This window comes from Bizionia saleffrena, from assembly GCF_008086175.1.
Taxonomy (GTDB): domain Bacteria; phylum Bacteroidota; class Bacteroidia; order Flavobacteriales; family Flavobacteriaceae; genus Bizionia; species Bizionia saleffrena.
On the sequence record NZ_VSKM01000014.1, the window covers coordinates 56032 to 72798 of the forward strand.

7 protein-coding genes are annotated in these 16767 nt (G+C 37.6%); 4 read left to right on the forward strand and 3 right to left on the reverse strand.

From position 1 onward, the window contains the following. Positions 1-5 precede the first annotated feature (5 nt). From ES676_RS12390 to ES676_RS12400, 3 genes are all read right to left on the reverse strand, one after another. Positions 6-4343, reverse strand: a complete 4338-nt coding sequence (locus ES676_RS12390; RefSeq protein WP_148370642.1) for a CusA/CzcA family heavy metal efflux RND transporter — start codon at positions 4341-4343, stop codon at positions 6-8. A gap of 93 nt (positions 4344-4436) precedes the next feature. After that, entirely contained in the window at positions 4437-4751 is a 315-nt protein-coding gene (locus tag ES676_RS12395) for a DUF6660 family protein (RefSeq protein ID WP_148370643.1), read from the reverse strand. 42 nt (positions 4752-4793) lie between these two features. Beyond that, positions 4794-8231 carry a hypothetical protein gene (locus ES676_RS12400; RefSeq protein ID WP_148370644.1) on the reverse strand — a complete coding sequence of 1146 codons (3438 nt, stop codon included), beginning with the start codon at positions 8229-8231 and terminating at the stop codon, positions 4794-4796. A 124-nt stretch (positions 8232-8355) separates the two neighbouring features. Between ES676_RS12400 and ES676_RS12405 the strand changes: the two genes are divergently transcribed. The 4 genes from ES676_RS12405 to ES676_RS12420 all read left to right on the forward strand — a co-directional run. Continuing rightward, on the forward strand, positions 8356-9114 hold the full coding sequence (locus ES676_RS12405; RefSeq protein ID WP_148370645.1) for an exodeoxyribonuclease III: 759 nt from the start codon (positions 8356-8358) through the stop codon (positions 9112-9114). 25 nt (positions 9115-9139) lie between these two features. Then, positions 9140-10096, forward strand: coding sequence for an OmpA/MotB family protein (locus ES676_RS12410; protein ID WP_148370646.1), 957 nt, complete (start codon positions 9140-9142; stop codon positions 10094-10096). 167 nt (positions 10097-10263) lie between these two features. Then, the gene (locus tag ES676_RS12415; protein WP_148370647.1) at positions 10264-11301 is read left to right on the forward strand and encodes an aldo/keto reductase; all 1038 of its coding nucleotides are present in this window, start codon (positions 10264-10266) and stop codon (positions 11299-11301) included. Positions 11302-11489: 188 nt separating this feature from the next. Further along, positions 11490-16767, forward strand: a 5278-nt coding sequence (locus ES676_RS12420; protein WP_246130363.1) for a fibronectin type III domain-containing protein, incomplete at its 3' end; no start/stop codon positions are given.

The following is a 16767-nucleotide window of genomic DNA, read 5'->3' on the forward strand; positions in this document are numbered from 1 at the left end:
TTTTGTTATTGATTTGACATAAAGAAATCCACAGCAATCGTACTCATTAAATACGATTCTAGAATATTCCAAGTATTAATTTCTAATTCGGTAGCGTCTTTTAAGGTTTGAATAAATGCTATATAATCCATTGCGCCTTCTTTATACGATAAGGTGGCACCTTCTCGTTGTTCGATGGCCAGCTGAAGGGCTTCCGTTTTATAGAAATTCCAATTGTTTTTGTTTAGTGTGTACTCAGAAACAAGATTGGTATATGTGGTATTTAAGTCATTTGTTTTTAGTCGGTTTTCTTCTTGAATAATCTGAGATTGTAATTGCGCAGCTTTTGATTTTCCTTTCGCGACATTAAAAATTAAAGGAATTTTTAACCCAATTTGAAAGCTATTAAAACCGGTTTGTCCTGCGACCTCTTGAAAACCATATTGCGCCGATAATTTAGGTAAATAACTGGCTTTTTGGACTGTCGTTTTAGCATTAGCAACCGCCAATTGCGCCGTCCATTGTCTTAATAATGGATGCGATTTTAAAGTGCTGTCTATTGTTAAATCCAAGCGCTCTAATTCTGAAATTGCTATCGTCTTAATGCTATACGACGTAGCGCTAAATAGGTGTTGGTTGAATTGTTCCAACGCCATTTTATAATTGTTATACGCGACGCGTTTTTGAATGCTAATAAGTTTGCCTTGATTGCTCGTGGCATTATATTCTAATTTTGAAATAGCTTCGGTTTCGTAGCGTAACGTTAATGCTTTTTCAAGCCCAGAAAACGTAGAATCGATAGTGGCATAAGAGTCGTAAATACGTTTTGAGATATACGTTTTTATCCACGCTTTTTTGACGGCTTGTTCTACTTGAAGCGCGCTCACTTCATAATTTACTTGTGCCAAAGCAATATTATTTTTTGCTAGTTTTACTTTGGAAGGCCCTTCGAAAATTGCAATTCCCGTTTGTCCAATTCCTAAACGCGTGTAGGTGGCAGGATTGTCATGTCCTATTTCTTCGCCACTTGTAAATAGAGACGTTTCGCCAAAATCCCAAGCCGTCGTTTTTAAAGCTTCCTCTTTTTTTATGCTTAGTGTGGAAGCATTTAATGCCGGATGGTTTGTAGACGCAATACGCACAGCTTCTTCCATAGAAAGCCCCGGCGTGGTTTGCGCAGACCCCGAAAACATACCGAAAACAATAACCAATGAGGCTAATACGGTCTTTGGAGATCTGTTTGATGGTTTTTTATTGGCTTCTCGCGTTTCTATCCATCGGTATAAAATAGGAATAACAAATAGCGTTAATAAAGTTGCTGTTAATAAACCACCAATAACCACTGTGGCTAACGGTCGCTGCACTTCAGAGCCTGATGAGGTGGATAAAGCCATTGGTAAAAAGCCTAACATATCTGTTAGTGCGGTTAGTAAAATGGGACGAATACGTCGTTTTGTACCTTGTTTAATACGTTCTGAAATATCGGTAACACCTTCTTCTTTTAATTCATTAAAACCACTAATTAGTACTAATCCATTTAAAACGGCAACACCAAAAAGGACTATAAAACCAACACCCGCCGAAATACTAAAAGGCATATCCCGAATTAATAATGAAAAAACACCGCCAATAGCTGCTAACGGAATCGCCATATAAATCATAAGGCTTTGCTTAATTGACTTTAACGCGAAAAAGATTAAAACAAAAATAAGAAGTAACGAAATCGGCACTACTGTTTTAAGTTTATTGGTGGCGCGTTCTAAATTCTCGAAAGCACCGCCATAACGAATATAATAGCCTGAAGGCAACATGATTTCTGTGCTAATTACCTCTTGAATTTCTTCCACTAAAGATTTAACATCTCGTCCTCTCACGTTAATTCCAATATGGACACGTCTGTTTGTATTATCGCGACTTATTTGCATTGGGCCGGGTTTAAAACTAATATCGGCGACTTCTTTTAAAGCAATTTGAGCGCCGTTAGGGAGTGAGACAAATAAATTTTTAACACTGTTTAAATCTTGACGTAACTCTTGAGACACCCGAACGACCAAATCAAAGCGGCGTTCGCCTTCAAAAATAGTTCCGGCTACGCCACCGGCAAAGGCGGTTTCAACAAGCGTGTTTAAATCGCTAATTTGCAAGCCGTATTGTGCAATTTTATTACGATTATAATTAATCGTGATTTGCGGTTGCCCAACCGTGGCTTCCACTTTCATATCGGCAACACCGGGTATTGAGGATACACGTTTTCCAATTTCTTCTGCTTTTTGCGAGAGTATTGTTAAATCGTCACCATACAATTTTATGGCAATATCTTCTCGAACACCTGTTATCAGCTCATTAAAACGCATTTCTATAGGTTGCGAAAACTCGTAACTTAACCCAGGAAGCGTTTCAAGTTTGGTCTTCATTTTAGAAATTAGCTCTTCCTTATTCGTGGCACTTACCCATTCGCTTTGCGGTTTTAAAATAACAAATACATCGGCAATATCCATTGGCATTGGGTCTGTAGGAACTTCGGCAACACCAATTCTACTAATAATATCTTTAACTTCTGGGAAGTTGTTTTTAACCAGTTTTTCAACCTTCGTTGTGGCAGAAATGGTTTCAGAAAGTGAACTTCCTGGTTTTAAAACGACGTGGAAAGCCAAATCACCTTCGTCTAACTGCGGAATAAATTCGCCTCCCATTCTGGTGAACATAAAGCTGGAAATAGCCAATAAAATAACAGAGGTTGCAATAATTAGTTTATCGCGTTTAAAGGCTTTTACTAGTCCGTTTTCATATTTATTTTCTAACCAAAAAACAATTTTATCACCCCATGTTTTCTTGTCGTTTTCTGGCACCTTTAAAAATAATGAGGTTACCATTGGCACATAGGTTAAACACAAAATCATAGCACCAATCATTGCAAAAATAAAAGTTAATGCCATTGGTCTAAACATTTTGCCTTCAATACCTTCTAAAGCTAAAATAGGAAGAAATACAATTAAGATAATAAACTGACCAAAAAAGGCGGTATTCATCATTTTTGAACTCGATGAAAAGGTGAGTTTGTCGCGCTGTTCTTGATTAAGATTTTGCCCTTTTTTAATTTGAGTGTACATTAAAAAGACGGTGCTTTCTACGATAATCACCGCGCCATCGACAATAATTCCAAAATCTATAGCACCCAAACTCATTAGGTTTGCCCACACATCGAAGACGTACATTAAAATAAATGCAAATAATAAAGACAATGGAATAGTAGACGCCACGATAAGTCCGCCACGCCAACTTCCAAGGAAAAAAATCAAAATAAAAATAACGATCAAAGCCCCTTCGACTAGGTTTTTTTGTACCGTAGAAGTTGTATTCGCAATGAGTTTGCTACGGTCTAAAAAAGGTTTAATTGTAATGCCTTCGGGAAGCGTTTTTTGTATGGATTCAATTCGTGTCGTTACGTTTTCAATAACGGCGTTGGAGCTGGCGCCTTTCAGCATTAAAATCATTCCTCCAACAGCTTCACCTTCACCATTTTTTGTTAGTGCGCCGTAACGTGTTGCTGTACCTAAATTTACATCGGCAATGTCTTCTATAGTCACAGGAATGCCGTTATTATTAGTCACGACAATCTTATTAATATCGCTAATCGTCCGTGCTAACCCTTCGCCTCGAATAAAATTGGCTTGGTGATTTTTCTCGATATATGCACCACCCGTATTTTGGTTATTGTTTTGTAAGGCTGTAAAGACATCGTTAATACTAATGCCGATCGCTTTAAGTCGGCTGGGATTAACTGCTACTTCGTATTGTTTTATACCACCGCCAAAGGCGTTAACTTCTACAACGCCTGGCACCATTGCCATTTGCCTGCGTATAATCCAATCTTGAATGGTTCGCAGCTCGGTAGTGGTGTAGCGGTCTTCAAACTCTGGGGCGACTTCTAAAGTATATTGGTAAATTTCTCCCAAACCCGTAGAGATAGGCCCCATAAAAGGAGTTCCGAAACCTTCTGGGATTTTGGCTTTAATTTCGGTGAGTTTTTCACTAACCAGTTGCCGGGGTAAATAGGTGTCTACATTGTCGTTAAAGACGATGGTTACTACCGATAAACCAAAGCGAGAAACCGATCTAATTTCTTTAACTTCAGGTAAGTTAGCCACCGCTAATTCTACCGGGTAGGTAACGAATTGTTCAATATCTTCAGTCCCCAAATTTGGGGCCTGAGTAATAATTTGTACTTGGTTGTTTGTAATGTCTGGCACCGCACCTATGGGTACCTTTAAAATGCTGTAAACACCACCGGCAATTAAGGCTAGTGTAAGCAATGCGATTACAATTTTGTTGTTAATTGAAAAGGCAATAAGTTTATTAATCATTCTGTTTATGATTTAATTCTTTAAATAAATAGTAAGAGTGACACTATTATATAGTGTAAAAAAGTCCTGAAAAGATTCAGATTATTTATAGAATTAAGCTTGAGGGGGTTGCAGAAGGCTGCAGCTGTGGTCTTTACTTATACTTTCGAAATACGTAGGGGTTTCCTGCGGACTATCGTTGTTAACAAAAGAAAAATCTAAGTGTGTTGACGTAATAATTTCAATATGGCAACATTGGCAAGTACAAAATGGCGAACATAAATCTACGTCGTGATCGCTTGAAGAATGATCGTCGGCCATTGCAATTGAAGCTATTGTATTATCTTGGGTATCTACCACCACATCGCTGCACGGTATGCAGGTAAGGCTGGTTAAATAGATAGATAATATGATGGCAAAAAATTTCACAAGGCAAAGTTAAGTGTTTTTAGTAGATTAGACCACTGTTTTTTAAAAATAGGCTTTTAATTGCACGTTTCCGGTGTGAATAGTCTTACTAGTTTCGCTTTTTCTTCCAAAATAGGTAAGGTTTAAATCTAAGTATTTTGTAATTTTTTTCTGCGCTAAAATACTCCACGTTAAATTTCTTCCGGGTTGTAAACCTTCAAGCATTTGGTATCCTACCGGTGAATTTTGATTGCCTTCTAAAGTATTCGAAAACAAATTGAACTCCCCCGAAATCGCTGCCTTTTGATTACTGTTAATGGCAAACGATACCCCATATTTTTGCTGATTCAATACTTCTAAATCACCGATGCTATTTTCTTTTTTTGTGTATTGATAAAAAACATCAAAACGCACATTGTCGTTTAATAAATAAGAGAGTTTAGGATTGAGTCGCTCTTCATCTAATTTATAATTTTTACTAATAAAATTCTCGCTTTCACTCTCGTTAGTCTCCAAACTCGTTTGAAGATTCAGTAACCAACTTGTTGCGAATTTATGATTAAAATGCAACTGATGACTTATAAGTGAATTGGCAATGAAGCCTACTGTTAATTGGTTTTTAGAACTATTCGTTAAAAAAGTATACGAGGTCGTGTACCGTTGTTTCCCGCGATTGAAGAATAAGACGTTTCTAAAATTGGACTGTAAACCTAATGTTGTTTCACTATCGTTTTTAAACGGATTTAAATTAAAGGAATTGCCTTCTCGTTTTATTTTTCGGTCGATTAAATACGAGCTTTGATTATAGAAATGAGAGAATAATTTAGCGGTTTTATTTTCAGAATTAATCCAACGACTAGGGTTTAAGGTTACCGTTTGGCTCAATCTATTTTGATGGGTTTTTATGAATACTTGGTTGGGTAATAGCACACGAATGTAACTGCCTTGATCTTGAAATTGCGCAATTTCAAACTCTTCAATTTCTTGAATGCTGTTACCGTTATAATTTATCCACGTGTAAGCGCCTTGACCGGGTTCGACTTCTACGTACGTGAAATCTTGTTGTGGCAAAGTTCCAGAGTTGGTTTCGAAAACGGTATTCCATTGTATTAAATTACTCAAAAACTGCTGGTTGTATTGCAATCTCGAGTTAAGCGATTGCTCTTTTGTGTTTGTGGAATCTTCATTTTTTAAGGTCCTATAATTTACATACAACGCTAATTTGGTGCGTTCGTTTTTAATGAGTCGAGAATCTAAGTAATAAGTATTAGAGGAATTTACTTTTTGTAATGTCTGGTCTCTTAAACTATCGTTAACACGATATTTATAACCTATTTCTGTAAAAATACCGGTGCTATCACCAATGCCGGTAAACACTTCGTACGACGTGTATTTCTGAGAAATATCTGTGAGTAGCTTCGTGGTTTTGTTTTCTTGCTGATTGTTTTCGGTTGCGAGTTTAGCGCCTAACCACGTTTTTTTTAAATCGTAACGAATGGAATTATAAGATCTAAAAAAGGTGGAGTTGTTTTCGAAAGAATTAGCCGATAAAAAGCTGGTGTTTGTCGCCAAAGTAAAGCGATTTAAAAACACACGAGCGGAAGCTATATGTCGGTTGCCATTAAAACCTTCTGAATAATTTAAGTGCTCGAACCGGTAACTGGCTACTCCTTTTTTATGATGAAAGGCCTTAAATCCGCCAGAGAGCAACGCTTGGTTTCCTAATCCGTTAATAATTTGGTTTGCACTGGTAGACGGCGATAAGTTCCAGTCGCGATTGAATTCTGGATTGTAAAGCCCTTCAATATTTCTAAAGTGCTCATTAATATAATCGGAATCAAAAACAGCGTTTACATTCCATAAACTGTCATTTTTTATCACGGCTTGCTCCATCGCAATCTTTGCCGCGTACCCGTCGTTATTACTATCATCTAAATCCGAAAATAAATTCAAATCATTTTTACTTCCGGCAATTTCAAAATCAACTGTCGTTTTTTGAGTAGGTGTATAGCTTCCATTTAATACAGCTATTTGTAACTTTGTTGGCGAAATCAATTGCACAACAGGTTCGAAACTACCTTGAGGCACGTTTAGAACGGGCGCGATATATTCGTAAATAACGGTAATGGCATTGGTATTGCTAATACTGTAGTTTCCTTGATTTGCGCCAACATTAGTAAATTTCACCTTAAACAAGGTATCGTCCGGATTGTTAGAAAACACAAAGGCTTCAAAGCCATTAATGAGTTCTTTTTTATATAAAATCCGATTTTCGTTAAACGCTTCTTCCACACTTGATGGCGCCACCATTAGCGATCTATCGTCTCCCGCAGCGCTAAGCACGGACACTTGTTCGGTCGATAAGTTTTGTTGCAAAGGGTTGTTTTTAGAATCGTTTTCAGAATAAACAGACACGCCAAATTTTATTTTTTCGCTTTCAAAATGGCCGCCGCCATACGCTACTAATCGCGAATAATTACGATCGCTATATTGATAATCGACTCTAATTCGCATTTCGGAAGTTATCGGGAATGTCGCATTAAAAATAATTTCTCCAGCGTTATAGTCAATAATATAATCGGCACTTTCACCGCGTTCTAAAGCAATTCCGTTTACGTAAACGGTTTCACTTCCTGAAACAATAAGCACGAAAAGCTCACCATTTTGACCTTGTAATTTATACGGCCCTTGATTTCCTTCCTGCGCTGTAAATTGGCTTGAGGTAAATTGACCGCGGACTAACGCTCCCGCGGCAAAAAGATTGGTCTGCGCATCTTCGTCTCCTAAAGTAGCGCGCAGAGACAAACCTTGCACACGCTTCGAGAAATTAGCGAAGTAAGAATTGTTGTTTTCTAAATCAATATCTCCAGCGCGAATAGACCACTTGTCGCTAAAAAGCTCAATAAATACTTGGTCGAATTCGTCTAGTTTTTGCGAGTACCCACTTTCTTGCAATGGAATATTAGCATCTTGAATGGAGGCACGAAGCGACACTTTATCGTTTAATTTACCGGTAATTTGCAAATCGAGTTCACTGTCTAAAACCGAATTCTGATTATTTCCTATGGTTACCCCACGCGAAATACTTCCGGAGGTGGTTAAACCATCAAAAGGAGTGAATTTATCAACCGTATTGGGTTGCGATATTTTGTAGATTTTATTGATGTTATCGGTGTTCTCTACAATAACAGATTCGTCAAATAACTGATAGGTTCTGGTAAGAAATTCAGGGTACTTCACGTAATTAATAATAATAGAATCGCCAATAATAGGTTTTTTAAATGTTATAATGGCTTTCGAGAAATCGACAGTGTAAAATGTGGAGTCTATGGTTGTGTTGTCTTTAAATTTAAGGGCGAAATAGGTGGGGTTAATGCTTACACTATCAATTTTAATCTCTTTTTGTAGCGCTACAGTTTTGCTCTTATAGTTTGGGGTTTGCTCTTGCGCAGTAGCAAAAACACCCAGAATTAAAAAGGAAAGAGTAACAAATAGCTTCATATAGTAGTATAAACTAAAAACACGGCGAATTATTTTGTTAATAGTTTTTGGTTAAATCATGCTTAAATAGATAGGGTAAAAGTAACTCATTATTTATTTTAGCCGAAATAACTTCAACTTAACAATGAAAATAATCTCATATAACGTAAACGGAATACGTGCAGCACTAAAGAAAGGATTTATAGATTGGCTTAAAAGTGCCGACCCAGACGTTATTTGTCTTCAGGAAATAAAGGCAATGGAAGAGCAATTAGATTTATCTCTTTTTGAAGACGCGGGTTATAAATACAATTATTGGTTTAGTGCACAAAAAAAAGGATACAGCGGCGTTGCCATTTTAAGCAAAACAGAACCCAACCACGTAGAATATGGAACGGGAATAGACTCTATGGATTTTGAAGGTAGAAATATTCGTGCCGATTTTGACGGTGTTTCTGTAATGAGTATGTATTTGCCATCGGGAACCAATGATTTAAGATTGGCGCATAAATTTGAGTATATGAATATGATTCAGGAATATATTTCTCAATTGCGAGAAGCACACCCTAACTTAGTGGTTTGCGGAGATTATAATATTTGTCATGAAGAAATAGACATACATAACCCCAAAATGAAAAATGTTTCAGGCTTTTTACCCGAAGAACGCCAGTGGTTAGGAGAATTTATAGCCTCCGGATTAATAGATTCTTTCAGGTATTTACATCCTGAATTACAGCAATATAGCTGGTGGACGTATCGCGCCAATGCGCGTGCCAATAATAAAGGATGGCGATTAGATTATGCAATGGTAACACAGCCGCTACAAGAAAAGATAAAAAGAGCCGTTATACTAAGCGAAGCTAAACATAGCGACCATTGTCCGATAGTTTTAGAATTAGAATAAAAACCCCCAATTTATAAAATAAAAAATGAAAAAAATCCTTGTTTTATCATTAACATTTGCTGTGTTAACAGCGTGTGTGTCTCCTAAAGTTTATAAAAACTTAGAGGATAGATATGCCTCTTTAAAAAAAGAAAACCGTTCGTTACAAGACGAAAATAGCGACTCACTAGAAGAAAAGAACCAAGCGTTAAAGGCGTTGGAAACGCTTCAAATGCAGTACGATACTGCCGTTGCTGAACGCGACCAACTACAAAGCGATTACGACACTACAAAAAGAAGTTACGATAATTTAAAGGCATCTTACGATGCTCTAGATGCTAATAGTTCGTATGCTATTGCTGCCAATTCTCAGAAAAACAGAGAGTTATTAGCGCAATTAGAAGCCAAGGAGCAAGCCTTAACTGCCGAAAATCAAAGATTAGAAGCCCTAAAAAAGCAACTAGAATCACGCTCTCAGCGCGTCGCAGAATTAGAAAGTGTTATCGCTTCAAAAGAGGCAGAAATGACCAATTTAAAAAATGCAGTTTCTCGTGCGCTAACCGATTTCGAAGGCAAAGGTTTAACCATCGAGCAACATAACGGAAAAGTGTATGTGTCAATGGAAAATAAATTATTATTCAATTCAGGAAGTTGGTCGGTAGGTACCGAAGGTCGTAAAGCCGTTAAACAATTAGGGGCCGTTTTAGGAGATAATCCTGAAATTGCGGTGCTAATAGAAGGCCACACTGATAATACACCGTTTAGAAAAACATCTCAAATTGATAATAACTGGGATTTATCAACGAAACGAGCAACGGCGATTGTAAATATTTTACAAGAAAATAATGCCATACAGCCCGATAATTTAACCGCTGCTGGTCGTGGAGAATATGCGCCAATTGCTACTAACGCAACAACCGAAGGGAAAGCAAAAAACAGAAGAATTGAAGTGATTTTAACACCTAAGTTAGACGAGCTTTCTAAATTGTTAAACGAGATTTAGATGTAGGGCGTTTCCCTATTGGGTCAGGCTCTCGCAAGTCGCTTCCCGATAGTAACCGGGAGAGCTCCAACAATTGCTCCATCCTTAACGCAATTCTTAACACAGATTTAGACCTTTCGTTCTTAAAACAATGAAAGGTCTTTTTTATATTTATATAAAATTAAATAATGAAATACACCACACTACCAAACACCGATATAAAAGTGAGTAAACTCTGTTTGGGTTCCATGACATGGGGAAACCAAAATACAGAAGCCGAAGGCCATAAGCAATTAGACTATGCTTTAGATCACGGTATTAATTTTATAGACACTGCCGAAATGTATCCGGTACCTGCATCGCCAGAAACACAAGGGCGAACCAGCCAAATTATAGGCTCTTGGTTAAAGCAATCGGGGCATCGCGATAAAGTGGTGTTAGCATCGAAAATTACAGGACCCGGAGAGTATACTGCTCATATAAGAACGACAGGTTTTAGCAAGCAAAGTATTCACGATGCTGTAAATAACGAATTAAAAAGACTGCACACTAATCACATCGATTTATTTCAATTGCATTGGCCAGAGCGCAACACAAATACGTTTGGTATTCGTGATTATAGTCCGGATGAAAATGATAAATGGGAAGATAATTTTGCTGAGGTGCTTTACACATTGAACGCTATTACTAAAGAAGGTAAAATTGGAAACATTGGCTTATCAAACGAGAAAGCTTGGGGTACAATGCGCTACTTACAAGAAGCCGAAAAAAATAACTGTAAAAAACCAGTAACGATTCAGAATGCGTATTCTTTACTAAATCGTCTTTTTGAAGGCGACTTAGCCGAAATTTCACACCGTGAAAATATAGGTTTATTGGCGTATTCCCCAATGGCATTTGGTGTGCTTTCTGGAAAATATATTTATAAAACCGATACTTCGCAATCTCGTTTAAACTTGTTTTCACGCTATACACGCTACAGCAGCGAGCAATCTACGAAAGCTGTGAAATTGTATTTAGATTTAGCGGAACAATATAATATGTCTTTAGCACAAATGGCATTGGCTTTTGTAAACCAGAGGCCATTTGTTACGAGTACAATTATAGGGGCTACTAACTTGGAGCAGTTAAAAGAAAATATAGGGAGTGTAGAAATCCAATTAAATTCAGAGTTTTTAGATAAAATTAACACTATTTATGCCGAAATCCCTAATCCAGCACCGTAAAACCGTTAAATTCCACCTATATTTTTAAGTAATTATTAACATAATTTGGCGAATAGAATAATTCTCTTAAAGAAAACGGCTTTTTGTCGTTAATTACAGCATTTCATCTATAAAACAGCTATAAGTGAATAGAGCATAATTTTTTTTTATAGTTTAGATGACTAATAATCTAAGAAATAACAGCTATAATGAAAAAAATTACTCATTTATTAGTGTTGTTGGCCGTTTTTGTCGGCCTGCAAGCTAATGCACAAATTGCCACTTTTCCTTATAATGAAGACTTTGAGTCTGGAGATGGTGGTTGGATTGCGAACAATACTACAAATGGATCATGGGCTTTAGGAGCACCTGCAAATACTATTATAAATAGTGCCGATTCTGGAGCAAACGCTTGGGTTACAAACTTAACAGGTAATTACTCTGCCAGCGAATCTTCTTTTGTAGAAAGTCCTGTTTTCGATTTTTCTGCTTTAACAGCACCGGCTTTAGAATTTAGTATTTGGTGGAATTCAGAAAATAGTTGGGACGGAATGGTTTTACAATCATCGATAGATGGTGGAACTACATGGCAAAATGTCGGAAACTTAGATGACCCTAATAACTGGTTTAACGATGATTCAATAGGAGGGAGTCCTGGAGGTCAACAAATAGGTTGGACTGGTACAATTGCAAATGAAGGATCTAACGGATGGGTTATTGCTAGACATGCATTAACCGGTTTAGCAGGAGAATCTGCGGTTAGTTTAAGAGTTGCTTTTGGATCCGATGGATCAGTTGTCGATGAAGGCGCCGCTTTTGATACGGTAGATATATTTGAGGTAACATGCCCAGAACCAAGTAATATTTCTGTTGCTAGCACAACAGATTCTACAGCAAGTATTATTTGGGATTTAGGAGGAGCAGAAACAGCTTGGGAAGTTGCAGTGCAACTTGCAGGAACAGGAGCTCCAACAGGAAATGGAGATGCAGCAACATCTAATACAACTTATATAGCAACAGGTTTAACACCGGCTTCAACTTATGAAGTGTATGTAAGATCTAGTTGCGGAGCAGAATTTAGTTCTTGGGTTGGCCCAATCAATTTTGATACTGAATGTGTGTCTTTCGTAGCACCGTATACTCAAGACTTTGAAAATGGAGGAACTATTCCTTTATGTTGGTCTATGAGTGGTGGTGAAGATTGGAATTTTGATGATGATCCAGGATTTAATCATATTGGTAATGACGGAGTTGTTAACGGTAGTACAGCCTCTAATGGGTATTTCGCTTGGGTTGATTCATCAGGATCAGATTCAGCAGCGACTTTACTTTCTCCGTTAGTGGATGTTTCTGGGTTAACAACACCTTCAATCAGTTTTTACGAACTAAGTAACAACGAAGGCAACGCAAACTCTCAATTAGATGTTGAGGTTTGGGATGGTGCTGCTTGGAACCTAATGGGTACCTATAATACGAATACATCTGGATGGGAAAAGAAAACTATTGACCTTAGTACACTAACTATTACAGGAGATGTGCAAGCACGTTTCATTTTCTCAGAAGTTGCGGTACCATCAGATTTTTATGATGATCTAGCAATAGATGATGTTACTTTTGGTGAGTTACCAACGTGTTTAAATCCATCAGTAGTAACAATAGATAGCGCAACAGCAACAACAGCAACAATTTCTTGGATCGCGCCGGGAACTCAAACGGCTTGGGAAGTTGCTGTGCAAGCTATAGGAACAGGCGTTCCTGTAGGAAACGGAGATGCGACAACGACAAATCCATATGTTGCCACTGGTTTAACGCCAGCTACAAATTATGAAGTTTACGTAAGAGCAGTATGTGGTGGAGAATATAGTGACTGGATTGGTCCGGTAAATTTTGCAACAGAGTGTGTAACTTTTACAGCGCCTTATACTGAAGGATTCGAAAATGGAGGAACTATTCCTCTATGTTGGACAATGAGTGGTGGAGAAGATTGGAATTTTGATAACGATCCAGGATTTGAACATATAGGTAACAACGGAGTTATTGATGGTGCGACAGCTACAAACGGCTATTTTGCATGGGTAGATTCGTCAGGAAGTGATGGAGCTGCAACTTTAACTACTCCATTGGTAGATATTTCGGCGTTAATAACACCGTCATTATCATTTTATGAATTAAGTCACAACGAAGGAAATGCTAACTCTCAATTAGATGTTGAGGTTTGGGATGGAGCTGCTTGGAACTTAATGGGGACTTACAATACAAACACCGCAGGGTGGGAGCTTAAATATTTAGACTTAAGTGGCTTAACGGTTACTGGCGATGTTCAAGCACGTTTTATTTTCTCTGAAATTGTTTCAGGAGACTTTTACGATGATATCGCTATAGACGATGTTACTTTCGATGAGTTACCACCTTGTGTACAACCAGGAGGGATTTCAGTAACAAATATAACAGGTACTTCAGCAGATATTTCATGGATGCAAGGAGGCGGTGAAACAGCATGGGAATATGTTATTCAGCCTGCAGGAACAGGAGTGCCTACTGCAGGGACACCTACTACGGTTACAACGGTTAATGAAACTGGACTGTCTTTCCAAATGGATTATGAAATTTATGTAAGAGCAGATTGCGGTATTGATGGCTTTAGTGCGTGGTCTGGCCCAGTAAACTTTTCAACGTCAGTACAATTAAATTATACTGTGGACTGTACATTAGGCCCTGTAAACGTAACGTACTGTTATGGACCAAACGATACTAATGTGTTTACATTTACAAGTACAGATGGTACAGCATTAAACTTTACTGTTAATTCTGGTAATGTAGAAAGTGGTTGGGATGAATTTCAAGTATTTGATACTGATGGGTCTGATTTAAATGTATTAACACCTTACGGTAACGGAGGGGATTTAGCAGGAATTACTTATCAATCAACTGGAGATACCATTTCTTATTCTATTGATTCTGATTTCTCAGGAAGTTGCAGTAGTAGTACAAGTATAAACTCGTTAGATATTACGGTGTCTTGTGCAACGTGTATTAATCCAGTAGCTACTTATGTGGTAGTTGATGATTGTGCAAATGGCGATCAATTTTTAGTAGATGTAAATGTAAACTCTTTAGGAGATGCAACATCTGTGGTAATTAATGATAACCAAGGAAGTGCTCCAGTATCTGTTTCGGCTACAGGAACAACGCAATTTGGACCTTACCCTTTTGCAACAGATATTATTTTTACTATTGAAAATGAACAAGACGGAAATTGTATTATTACAAGTGCGGCTATTCAATTATTAGCATGTCCGCCAGATAATGATAATTGTGTAGATGCCACAGTAGCAGCAGTGAATGACGATGGAAGTTGTACAGTAACAACACCAGGAACTATTTTAGAAGCGACCGACTCAGGAGTGCCAGCAGTAGATTGTGCTGGTGATTCAGATGATGATGTATGGTTTGAATTTACGGCTTTACATGAACTTGAGGTTATCTCTTTAATAAATATTCAAGGTGGTACAACTAATTTAGATTTTGGATTATATGAAGGAACGTGCGATGCTTTAGTTGAAATAGAATGTTATACAACGGCTTCAGGAATTTCTCCTTCATTAACTATCGGTAACACTTACTATATTAGAGTATTCTCAGGAGGGTCAACTCCAGAATCTAGTACTTTCGATTTATGTATTACAGAAGCGCCAACTGGTACTTCATGTGAAAGTGCAGGAACATTCTGTAACAATAACGGGGTGCAAACAACGCCAAACCTTACGAATTTCCCAAGTGGTGGAGAAATAGCGTGTTTATTTACAACACCAAACCCAGTTTGGAACATTATTCAAATTGGAGACTCGGGACTTGTAGAAATAGAGATTTCTCAAACTTCTGAGACAGGGGAAGGTCTAGATGTTGATTTTGTGTTATGGGGGCCTTTTGATTCTGCTACAGATTTCTGTACACCAGGAACTTTAGATAATGGATGTCCCTCACCTTCAGAATGTCCTAATAATACGGGCATTGGTGATTTTTATCCTTACGGAAATATTATGGATTGTAGCTATAGTGCAGCTTCATTAGAGAATTTAACTATTGATAACGCTATTTCTGGTGAGATTTATGTCTTATTAGTTACAAATTATGCAAACGATCCTGGGGAGATTGAAATAGAACAAACCAATTCTGGTGGTAGTGGAGCAGGTTCTACTGTTGCAGAATTAGATGTAGAAATTACTTCTAATGATGTGACTTTTATCGATGACGATAATGACGAATTAACGGCTTCAATTGCTAACCTATGTGGATTCGCTGATACAACTCTTATAGCTGAGTCTCCATTTGCTGAAACTTATGAGTGGTTCCAAAATGGAATTATATTAGATAACCAAACTGCGGGTACTTTAGTGGTAACTGAATCTGATTTCTATAGTGTGGTTGCTTACGATAGTGATTGTGAAGTGTATTCTCAATATGACGTTGTAGTTAACTTCTACAACGATGCTATTGCAAATTCAGTCCCAGATATTATTACTTGTGATGATATTTCTGGTGATGGTACTGAAGATTTTAATTTAGACGCACAAACAGCAACTATTTTAGGAGCTCAAAGTGAAACAGATTTTGTTGTAACGTACCACGCAACACTAGGCGATGCACAAGCAGGTATTAATGCTTTAGCTTCTCCTTACAGTGCTATGGACGGGACAGTAATTTACGTAAGAGTGGAGGATGTAAATGCTGTAGGTTCGGGTTCTGGATGTGCAAGTACCAATACATTATTTAACTTAGTAATTACAGGAGCTCTACCGGAAATTACTGGTGTAGATTTAGAAGCTTGCGATGATGATTCTAACGACGGTGTTGAATTATTTGATTTAGACGCTCACAATACAGTTGTGTTGAATGGTCAAGATGCTACAAGTTTTGCTGTGTCTTATTACTTAACTCAAGCCGATGCAGATGCGGGAGTAGGAGCATTAACTTCTCCTTACGAAAACATTAGTAATCCACAAACGATTATTGCTCGTGTTGAAAACATAGGGTCAACTGATTGTTATGTCACCGAAGATTTAGATTTAATTGTAGGTGCTTTACCTGATACAACAATTGACACAAGTGCTATTTATGAAGTTTGCCCTAATGCAACATCGCCAATAACGATAACTGCGACGGGTAATAATTACGCGGAGTCAGAAGTAACAATAGCCTGGTATAGAGATGGAATAGCAATTCCTGGTCAAACAAGTTTAACATTAAACAACGTGTTACTCCTAGGAACATACACGATTGAAGTAACGTTTAATAATTCATCCTGCCCTTCTACAAGCGAAGACGTAGAAGTTTACGAGTTAGAAAATTGTATTATTCCGCAAGGTATATCGCCAAACGGAGATAATAAAAACGATTTTTTCGACTTAAGTAGTTTCGATGTACAAAGCTTAGAAATCTTTAATAGATATGGGACCAAAGTATATTCTAGAGCAAACTATACTAACG

What these genes read in the sequence shown, in the direction of transcription:
- ES676_RS12390 (WP_148370642.1), bottom strand. Translation starts at nt 4,343, where the DNA reads ATGATTAATAAACTTATTGCCTTTTCAATTAACAACAAAATTGTAATC.
- ES676_RS12400 (WP_148370644.1), bottom strand. Translation starts at nt 8,231, where the DNA reads ATGAAGCTATTTGTTACTCTTTCCTTTTTAATTCTGGGTGTTTTTGCT.
- ES676_RS12405 (WP_148370645.1), top strand. Translation starts at nt 8,356, where the DNA reads ATGAAAATAATCTCATATAACGTAAACGGAATACGTGCAGCACTAAAG.
- ES676_RS12410 (WP_148370646.1), top strand. Translation starts at nt 9,140, where the DNA reads ATGAAAAAAATCCTTGTTTTATCATTAACATTTGCTGTGTTAACAGCG.
- ES676_RS12415 (WP_148370647.1), top strand. Translation starts at nt 10,264, where the DNA reads ATGAAATACACCACACTACCAAACACCGATATAAAAGTGAGTAAACTC.